The 8,558-nt window shown below is 67.8% G+C and carries 10 protein-coding genes; 5 read left to right on the top strand and 5 right to left on the bottom strand.

What is annotated here, in order from left to right:
* Position 1 precedes the first annotated feature (1 nt).
* Positions 2-364 carry a YciI family protein gene (locus Q8R27_RS08280; protein WP_305698569.1) on the bottom strand — a complete coding sequence of 121 codons (363 nt, stop codon included), beginning with the start codon at positions 362-364 and terminating at the stop codon, positions 2-4.
* A gap of 141 nt (positions 365-505) precedes the next feature.
* Positions 506-1,003, bottom strand: a complete 498-nt coding sequence (locus Q8R27_RS08275) for an Lrp/AsnC family transcriptional regulator (RefSeq protein WP_305698568.1) — start codon at positions 1,001-1,003, stop codon at positions 506-508.
* A 139-nt stretch (positions 1,004-1,142) separates the two neighbouring features.
* Between Q8R27_RS08275 and Q8R27_RS08270 the strand changes: the two genes are divergently transcribed.
* The gene (locus tag Q8R27_RS08270) at positions 1,143-4,574 is read left to right on the top strand and encodes an indolepyruvate ferredoxin oxidoreductase family protein (protein WP_305698567.1); all 3,432 of its coding nucleotides are present in this window, start codon (positions 1,143-1,145) and stop codon (positions 4,572-4,574) included.
* Entirely contained in the window at positions 4,575-5,699 is a 1,125-nt protein-coding gene (locus tag Q8R27_RS08265; RefSeq protein ID WP_305698566.1) for an NAD(P)/FAD-dependent oxidoreductase, read from the top strand.
* Here Q8R27_RS08265 and Q8R27_RS08260 read toward each other — a convergent pair.
* A complete protein-coding gene (locus Q8R27_RS08260; RefSeq protein WP_305698565.1) occupies positions 5,692-5,979 on the bottom strand; it encodes a hypothetical protein in 288 nt (95 codons plus the stop codon). The genes Q8R27_RS08265 and Q8R27_RS08260 overlap by 8 nt on opposite strands.
* 337 nt (positions 5,980-6,316) lie before the next feature.
* On the opposite strand from Q8R27_RS08260, the gene Q8R27_RS08255 reads away from it, so the two are divergent.
* The 3 genes from Q8R27_RS08255 to Q8R27_RS08245 all read left to right on the top strand — a co-directional run bounded on the left by Q8R27_RS08255 (position 6,317) and on the right by Q8R27_RS08245 (position 6,949).
* A complete protein-coding gene (locus Q8R27_RS08255) occupies positions 6,317-6,547 on the top strand; it encodes a hypothetical protein (RefSeq protein ID WP_305698564.1) in 231 nt (76 codons plus the stop codon).
* Between the two features lie 29 nt (positions 6,548-6,576).
* On the top strand, positions 6,577-6,690 hold the full coding sequence (locus Q8R27_RS08250) for a hypothetical protein (RefSeq protein WP_305597357.1): 114 nt from the start codon (positions 6,577-6,579) through the stop codon (positions 6,688-6,690).
* Between the two features lie 121 nt (positions 6,691-6,811).
* The gene (locus tag Q8R27_RS08245; RefSeq protein ID WP_305698563.1) at positions 6,812-6,949 is read left to right on the top strand and encodes a hypothetical protein; all 138 of its coding nucleotides are present in this window, start codon (positions 6,812-6,814) and stop codon (positions 6,947-6,949) included.
* Positions 6,950-6,971: 22 nt separating this feature from the next.
* Here the strand turns inward: Q8R27_RS08245 and Q8R27_RS08240 are convergent, their stop codons facing one another.
* Both Q8R27_RS08240 and Q8R27_RS08235 read right to left on the bottom strand, forming a co-directional pair.
* Complete coding sequence (locus Q8R27_RS08240; protein WP_305698562.1) at positions 6,972-8,216, bottom strand: PQQ-dependent sugar dehydrogenase; 1,245 nt, start codon at positions 8,214-8,216, stop codon at positions 6,972-6,974.
* A 47-nt stretch (positions 8,217-8,263) separates the two neighbouring features.
* The coding region (locus tag Q8R27_RS08235; protein WP_305698561.1) for a hypothetical protein at positions 8,264-8,558 on the bottom strand (295 nt) is incomplete at its 5' end.

The raw sequence follows: 8,558 nt of genomic DNA, 5'->3' as shown, positions 1-8,558 counted from the left end.
CTCAGGCGAAGTCGGACGCTTCGAACAGGGGACGGATCTCGATCTCGCTCGGGCCGGACATCGGGTTGGGGCAGCGCTTAACCCAGGCCACGGCGTCGTCCATGTCCTTGACCTGCCAGATCCAGAACCCGGCGACCAGCTCGTTGGTCTGGGAGAAGGGGCCGTCGGTCACTGTGCGGTTGGGACCGTCGAACGCGACGCGCTTGCCTTTCGAAGAGGGATGCAGACCGTCTCCGGCCAGCATGACGCCAGCCTTGGTCAGCGCCTCGTTGAACTTGCCCATCGCCTCCAGCAACTCGGGGGAGGGCATGGCTCCGCCCGTCTCGCTTTCCGTGGTCGCTTTCACCAGAACCATCACGCGCATTGTCATCTCTCCCTTACGGCCGTGGATCGGCCGCCATGGTCATAGGACGATCATCGCTCGCCCGATCCGACACGGCGCCTGGGCCCCGACTTTCGTCCGGATCAGCGGATCGGGAGAAAGGATGCGGGCGGCCGTGCGTCGCTAGACCGTCTGCGCCAGGTGGGTGCAGACGAGGCCGAGCGGGGCGCAGGTGGTGTTTTTCACCGAACGGATGACGATCCGGCTTTCGATGTTGGAGACCAGGCCTAGCGACAAGATGCGGTTGCGGAGGAAAGCGTCGAAGGCGTGCATGTCGCGGGTGACGATGCGAAGCTCGTAATCGGCCGAGCCCGTCACGGTGGCGCACTGGACCACCTCGGCCAGGTCGGCGATGGCGGTTTCAAAGGCGTCGAGATTGTCCTTGGTGGGCAGCGAGAGCTTGACGGTGCAGTAGACTTCGAAGCTCAATCCCAGTCGTTCGCGATCGAGGATGGTCACGCGACGCTGGATGACTCCGCTATCCTCCAGCCGCTTGATACGACGCCAGCAGGGACTGGAGGACAGGCCGACACGCTCCGCGACCTCGGCCACCGAAAGCCCCGCGTCATGCTGGATGAGGTCGAGAATCCTGGCGTCCACGGCATCGATCGGATCGGACAAAATTTTCCTCCTGCTGGGAACTTGGGGTGCAATTCTTGCGCGGGAACTTATGATCCGGGGTATGCCTTTGGTGGGTGACCACGCCGACCTTATATGATCTTCTATGGGCTTAGGGAGGCCCGAAAGGAAAGAAATTGCGATGCGGCACGCCGATGTGACGCTCGACGACAAGTTTTTGCTCACCGAGGGCCGTGTGTTCATCACCGGCGTGCAGGCGCTGCTGCGCGTGCTGCTCGATCAGCATCGGCTTGACGCCGCTGTCGGCCTGAATTCGGCGGGTTATGCGTCGGGCTATCGGGGTTCGCCGCTGGGCGTGCTGGACCAGCAGGCCGAGCGCGCCAGACGCCATCTGCAGGCCGCGAACGTCGTCTTCCAACCGGGCGTCAACGAAGACCTCGCCGCCACCGCCGTCTGGGGAAGCCAGCAGGCCAACCTGTTCCCCACCGCCCGCTACGACGGGGTGTTTGGCATGTGGTACGGCAAGGCGCCTGGCGTCGACCGCACCGGCGACGCCTTCAAGCACGCCAATTTCGCCGGGGTGTTCCCGACCGGCGGCGTGCTGGCGGTGGCCGGCGACGACCACGTCTGCAAGTCCTCGACCCTGCCGTCGCAGTCGGAGTTCGCGTTCCAGGACGTGGAGATCCCGCTGCTGTCGCCGGCCGACGTCCAGGAGGTGCTGGACTTCGGCCTGCTGGCCTACGCCATGTCCCGCTTCTCCGGGCTCTGGGTCGGGATGATCGCGCTGGCCGACACCATGGATTCCGGCGCGACCATCGACATCTCGCTGGACCGCCACCGCTTCGTGAAGCCCGACTTCGACCTGCCGCTGGGCGGGCTGGGCATTCGCCTGAAGGACCAGCCGCTGGACAAGGAGCGCAGGCTGCGCACCTTCAAGCTGCCTGCGGCGATGGCGTTCGCGCGGGCCAACGGCGTCGACCGAGTGGCGTTGGCCTCGCCGAAGGCGCGCATCGGCATCGTCTGCTCGGGCAAGGCCTACGCCGACGTGATCGAAGCCTTCGCTTCGATGAATATCAGCCTCGCGGAGGCGGCCGATCTGGGCGTGGCGATCTACAAGGTCGGGATGCCCTGGCCGCTGGAGCCGCATGGGATCCGCGACTTCGCCCGCGGCCTCGAAACCCTGCTGGTGGTCGAACACAAGCGCGCCTTCGTCGAACCGCAGGTGCGCGCCGCTCTCTACGACCTGGCCGACGCCGAACGCCCCAAGGTGCTGGGCAAGGTGGACGAGCAGGGCCGTCCGCTGCTGTCGCAACTGGTGTCGCTATCGGTGGCGGAGATCGCCCAGGCCATCGCCGCGCGATTGCCGCTGGGCCCGCACACGGAGCGCGCCCAGGCCTATCTGGACCGGGTGGCCCATGCACAGGCCGCGGCTCTGACGCTCGCCTCGGATCAGCAGCGCAAGCCGTTTTTCTGCTCTGGATGCCCACACAACACCTCGACCCGGCTGCCGGAGGGCTCGCGCGCGCTGGCCGGCATCGGCTGCCATTACATGGCGACCTTCGGCGATCCGAACACAGACCTGAACAGCCAGATGGGCGGCGAAGGCGCGGCCTGGATGGGGGCCCAGCCGTTCACCACCGAGCCCCACGTCTTCACCAACCTGGGCGACGGCACCTACAACCACTCCGGATCCCTGGCGATCCGCGCGGCGGTCGCGGCCAAGTCGAACATCACCTACAAGCTGCTGTTCAACGACGCCGTCGCGATGACCGGCGGCCAAACGCCGGAGAACGGCTTCACCCCGCCGCAGATCACCCGGCAACTGGCCGCCGAGGGCGTCGCCAAGACCGTGATCGTCGCCGAGGATGTCGATCGATACCAGGGCGTCACCGACCTGGCCCCCGGCGTCGAGGTGCGGCCGCGTTCCGAGCTGATGACCGTCCAGCGGATGCTGCGCGAGACGCCCGGCGTCACCGTGCTGCTGTACGACCAGGTCTGCGCCGCCGAGAAGCGCCGGCGCCGCAAACGCGGGACGCTGGCGGCGGGCGAGCGGCGGGTGCTCATCAATCCGCTGGTCTGCGAGGGCTGCGGCGACTGCTCGCGCACGTCCAACTGCGTGTCGGTGGAGCCGCTGAACACCGAGTTCGGCCGCAAACGCAAGATCAACCAGTCGTCGTGCAACCAGGACTATTCATGCCTGGACGGCTTCTGCCCGTCGTTCATCACGCTGGAGGGCGCGGAGAACACCCACGCGAAGGAACTGCCGGCGCTGACCGCGGACTCGACCCCGCTGCCGGAGTTCCAGCCCTGGAGCGGGGTGCGCAACATCGTCTTCACCGGCATCGGCGGCACCGGCGTGACCACGGTCGCCTCGATCCTGGCGATGGCCGCCCACGTGGACGGGCGCGCCGCCTCCAATGTCGACATGACCGGCCTCGCGCAAAAGGGCGGGGCGGTGTTCAGCCACGTGCGCATCGGCGAGACCGAAGATACCCCGACCTCGGGCCGGGTGCCTGCCGCCAGCACCGACGTGCTGATCGCCGGCGACCTGCTCGCCGCGGCCAGCGCCGACGCCCTGACGCTCTGTTCCGACGACCGTACGGTCACCCTGGGCAACGAGGACCTCGCGCCCACCGCCGACTTCGTCACCCAGCGCGACATCCGCTACGACCCGCAAGGGGTCGCGGGTCGTCTCGCCCAGGCCTCGAAGAGCTATGACGAATGCCCCGCCCACCATCTGGCGGAGAGCAAGCTCGGCGACGGCATCTACGCCAATATGATCATGCTGGGCTTCACCTGGCAGAAGGGCCTGATCCCGGTATCCAGCCGGGCGATGTACCGCGCCATCCGGCTGAACGGCGTGGACGCCGACGCCAACCTGCAGGCCTTCGAGATCGGCCGCATGGCCGCCCACTCGCCGGCGTCGCGAGGCGAGCCGGAGGACGCAGCCCCGACGCCGGAGACCCTGCCGCTGGACGCCCTGATCGCCCACCGGGCGCGCGAGCTCACCGCCTATCAGGACGCCGCCTACGCCACCCGCTACCTGAAGCTGGTGGAACGCACGGCCAAGGCCGAGGCGCCGCTGCACGCCGATACTCTGACGCGCGCCGTGGCGATCAACCTCTACAAGCTGATGGCCTACAAGGACGAGTACGAGGTCGCCCGCCTCTACACCGATGGCCGCTTCGCCGCCTATCGCGCCGACGTGTTCCGGGGCGGCAAGGCCAAGGTCATGCTGTCACCGCCGATCCTGGCGCCCAAGGACAGCGAAGGCCGACCGCGGAAGATCGCCTTCGGCGGCTGGATGCTGAGCGCCGCATTCCCGCTGCTGGCCAAGATGAAGCGGCTGCGCGGTACGGCGTTCGATCCGTTCGGCTCCAGCCACGAGCGTCGCGTCGAGCGCAAGCTGATCGGCGACTACGAAGCGGGCCTCGACCGGCTGCTCACCGGCCTCGACGCAGCCCGTCTGCCGCTGGCGGTGAAGATCGCCGAGATCCCGCAGGCGATCCGTGGCTTCGGCCACATCAAGGACGCCTCGATCGTCGCCGCCAAGGCCGACGAGGCCAAGCTGTGGGCGCAGTGGGACGCGCCGGCCGCGGCCCAAGCCGCCTGAATGGCGCAATTCGACTTCGACGCGGTGGTCGTGGGTGCAGGCGCGGTCGGCCTCGCCTGCGGCTACGCCTTATCGAGACGAGGCCTGACCGTGGCGGTGCTGGAAGCCCAGGACGCCATCGGCGAGGGCATCTCCTCACGCAATTCCGAGGTGATCCACGGGGGGCTCTACTACCCGACCGGATCGCTGAAGGCCCGGCTGTGCGTCGAGGGCCGCCGCGCGCTCTACGCCTTCCTCGAGGCGCATAAGGTCGACTTCGATCGCTGCGGCAAGCTGGTGGTCGCCACCGAACCTGACGAGGTCGACCGGCTCGAGCCGATCATGCAGCAGGCGCTGCGCAACGATGTCGAGGGCATGCGCACCTTGTCGAGCGCCGAGGTCCACGAGATGGAGCCGGAGCTGAAGTGCGAGGCCGCACTTTGGTCGCCGCAGAGCGGCATTTTCGACAGCCACGGCTACATGCTGGCCCTCCAGGGCGAGATCGAAACGGGCGGCGGCGCGGTGGTGCTGGCGACGCCGTTCGAGGGCGCGACACCGCTGGACGGCGGCGGTTTCAAGGTGCGGGCCGGCGGCGCCGAGGCGACCAACCTGACCTGCCGCCTGCTGGTGACCGCGCCGGGCCTCGCCGCACAGGATGTGGCGCGTCACATCGAGGGATTTCCCGCTGACACCATTCCTGAGCTGCACCTGGGCAAGGGGGTCTATTTCCGGCTTACCGGACGCGCGCCGTTCAGCCGGCTGATCTATCCGCCACCGGTGCCGGGCTCGCTGGGCGCGCATTACCGCCGCGACCTCGGCGGGCAGGCGGTGTTCGGCCCCGACCTACACTTCGTCGACCATGCCGACTACAGCGTCGATCCGGCGTTGGCGGGGGAATTCTACGCGGAGGTTCGCAGCTTCTGGCCACAGTTGCCCGACGGGGCGCTGGTTCCCGACTACGCCGGTATCCGCCCCAAGCTGCACGGCCCTAACGAGCCGCAACCGGACTTTCGTATCGACAGCCCGAGCGTCCATGGCTTGCCGGGACTGGCGGCGTTGTTCGGGATCGAGAGCCCGGGGCTCACCAGCTCTCTGGCGATCGGCGAAACCGTCGCCGAGCGGCTTGGGTTGGAGCCTGCTACTTAGCCAGACGGCGGACGTTGGCGCGCACGCGGCGCCGATAGTGCGCCACGGTCCGGGCCGGAGCCAGGTGCGCCGAGCCGGAGAGCGCAGAGGTCAGCAGTTGCGCTTGCACCTGCATCGCCGCTTCCATCTTCTCGCTGATCATGCGTTCGGCCTCGCTGATCGCGCCGGGGCCGAAGGTCGCGAACTTCATCAGCCGCAGATTGACCACGGTCTGGGCCTCGAGGCCCAGGCGCATGGTGTCCAGCGCCAGCGAGAACCAGGTGTTGCGGGATGCCGCCATACTGTCCGAATGTCCGATGTGAGGACGCGAAAGCCAGCCTCGAAGGAATCCGAAGTCGCCGCGACAGTTAACAGTCGCACGCTCAGCGCACGACGCAAGCTTTCCATCGCCGGACCGGATATAGGAACATGCCGGCGGTCGATGGCGCGCCATGCGCTTCAGCCGGCCAAGAAGGACGCCATGTCCACCATAATCAGGCCCACCCCGCGCCCGGTCGTCACCGGGCTCAACGATCCTCGTTCCACCGGCTCTCGTCCGAAACCCCGCCTCGCCGATATCCAGGCGCTGCGCGGCACGCTGACGAGCCGTCCGCGTCGGTGATCAGGCGCGCGACGGGGTGTCGGCCGTGACCGTCTCGACGCTGTCCGACGGCCAGTTGACCGCCCTCAAGAACCTTGAGCGCAAGCAAGCTGGCGAGACGGTCGACTGGATCAATATCGGCGACGCGCGCGCGCTCACCGATCTCGGCTTCGCGGAGCGCACCCGCGAAGGCTGGGTGATCACCCCTGCCGGGTCGGCGCTGCTCGCCGCCGGCAAACCGCCCCGCGCGCCAGACGACCGGCGCTGACCAAGTCCCGATCCTGAAAGGAGGCCGCCATGGCCAAAGGCCAGAAGAAAAGCAATCGCGAGGTCCGCAAGCCCAAGGCCGACAAGCCGAAGGCGGTCGCCGCCGGGCCTTCGTTCCTGACGCCGCCGACCAAGAAGAAGTAACGCCGTCCCGAACGGTTATGCTTGTCGACCGGTTTACCAATCAGTGACTTGAAACGCATAGGTTCCTGACGACGGCGCAGGACCATGCAACTGCACGGTTGGCCGGGGGGCTACGGGTACGGTGAAAGAACTCATCCTGCTGGGGCTGGCGAGCTTCTCAGCGACCTATCTGATCCTTTGGGTGGCTGAGCGCTTCTTCAGCGAGCCGGCCGAGCAGCGCAGAAAGCTGCGCGCTTCGCACAAGCTGATTTCACGCTAGATCGCGTCGGGCTCCTGCGCCGTCAGGCGCCGGGAACCAGCTTCAGGATCCGTCCCTTGTCGGCGTCGGTCGCAACATAGAGCGCCCCGTCCGGACCCTGAACCACATCGCGGATGCGTTCGCCCAGTTCGACCAGCAGTCGTTCCTCGCCGCTCACCCGATCGCCGTCGAGGGTCAGCCGCACCAGGTGTTGGCCAGCCAGGCCGCCGACGAACAGCGACCCCTTCCAGGCCGGGAACAGGTCGCCCTCGTAGAAGGTCATCCCTGACGGTGCGATCACCGGATCCCAGTAGTAGACCGGCTGTTCCATGCCAGCCTTGGCGGTGATCCCCTGGCCGATCGGCTGGCCCGAGTAGTCCTCGCCATACGTGATCGTCGGCCAGCCGTAGTCGCGCCCGGCTCGAACGACATTCACTTCGTCGCCGCCACGCGCGCCGTGCTCCACCTCCCATAGCTCACCGGTGCGCGGATTGATCGCGGCCGCCTGAATGTTGCGATGGCCGAGCGAGAAGATCTCCGGTCGTACGCCCGGCTTGCCGACGAAAGGATTGTCAGGCGGGACGGTCCCGTCGGGCCGGATCCGCGCGACCTTTCCCAGCAGGCCGTCCATCCGTTGGGCCTGCATCCGACCGGCGACGATCGAGCGTTCGCCCAGCGTCACGAACAACATGCCGTCGCGGCCGAACACCAGCCGTCCGCCATAGTGCTTGGTGGAGTCCATCGACGGCTTCTGGCGGAAGATCACCTGCACGCCCTCCAAACGGTAGGCGCCTGAGGAACCGGTAATGAGCTTGCCGCGCGCCACCGCGGTGTTGGTCAGGCCATCGGCGCCGCGCTCGGCGAAGCTCCAATAGACGAGGCTATTGTCGGCGAACGCCGGGTCGACCGTCAGGCCCAGCAGACCACCCTGGTCGCGAGCGTCCACCGCCGGCAGACCGGCGATCGGGGCTGACAGCGCGCCGTCGACACCGACGATCCTCAGTCGCCCCGGCCGTTCGCTGACCAGCAACCTGCCGTCCGGGAGGAAGGCCATGCCCCACGGATGCTCCAGCCCCTCGGCCACCGTCACGGTTCGGAAGGCGACGCCTGAAACCGCCCTTGGCGCCCGCGTTTGTCCTGCAAAGGCTGGAGACTGTCTGGCGGCGTTGGGCGGCCGGGATTCGACCGACGCGGAAGCCTGCGGAGATCGGGGCTGGGCCTCGCCTGACGGCGCGCCGCAGGCGGCAAGGAGGGCGGCGGTGGCGGCCACGGCGACGATACGGGGCATGTCGGTCTCCTGAAGTCGCGGACGCCGCGCTGGAATGCTGACGGCGCTCAGATCGTTCCCGCCGCCTGCTCCAGCGCATCGCGGGGCGCGGTCCCTTCAAGATGAATCAGCGACCATACGGCGAAGAACCGCAGCGGCCAGCCCCGTCCGCCGCTGAACGCCGCGCGCACGGCCTCCGCTCCGAAGGTGTCGCGCACCGCCGCGATAGTCCCGACCCGGCGCGCGATGTCCGCAGCGCGCGGCGCGATCCAGGTCTCGACCGGCACCGTGAAGCCCTTCTTGCGTCCCCATGGATCAGCCGACGGGCAGGCGTGCTGCAGCCAGCGCCGCAGCAGCCATTTG

Origin of the sequence: Phenylobacterium sp. (genome assembly GCF_030697305.1) — a bacterium.
Lineage (GTDB): Bacteria > Pseudomonadota > Alphaproteobacteria > Caulobacterales > Caulobacteraceae > Phenylobacterium.
The sequence above is the reverse complement of the archived record's forward strand: the minus strand, read 5'-3'. Positions and strand labels throughout refer to the sequence as shown.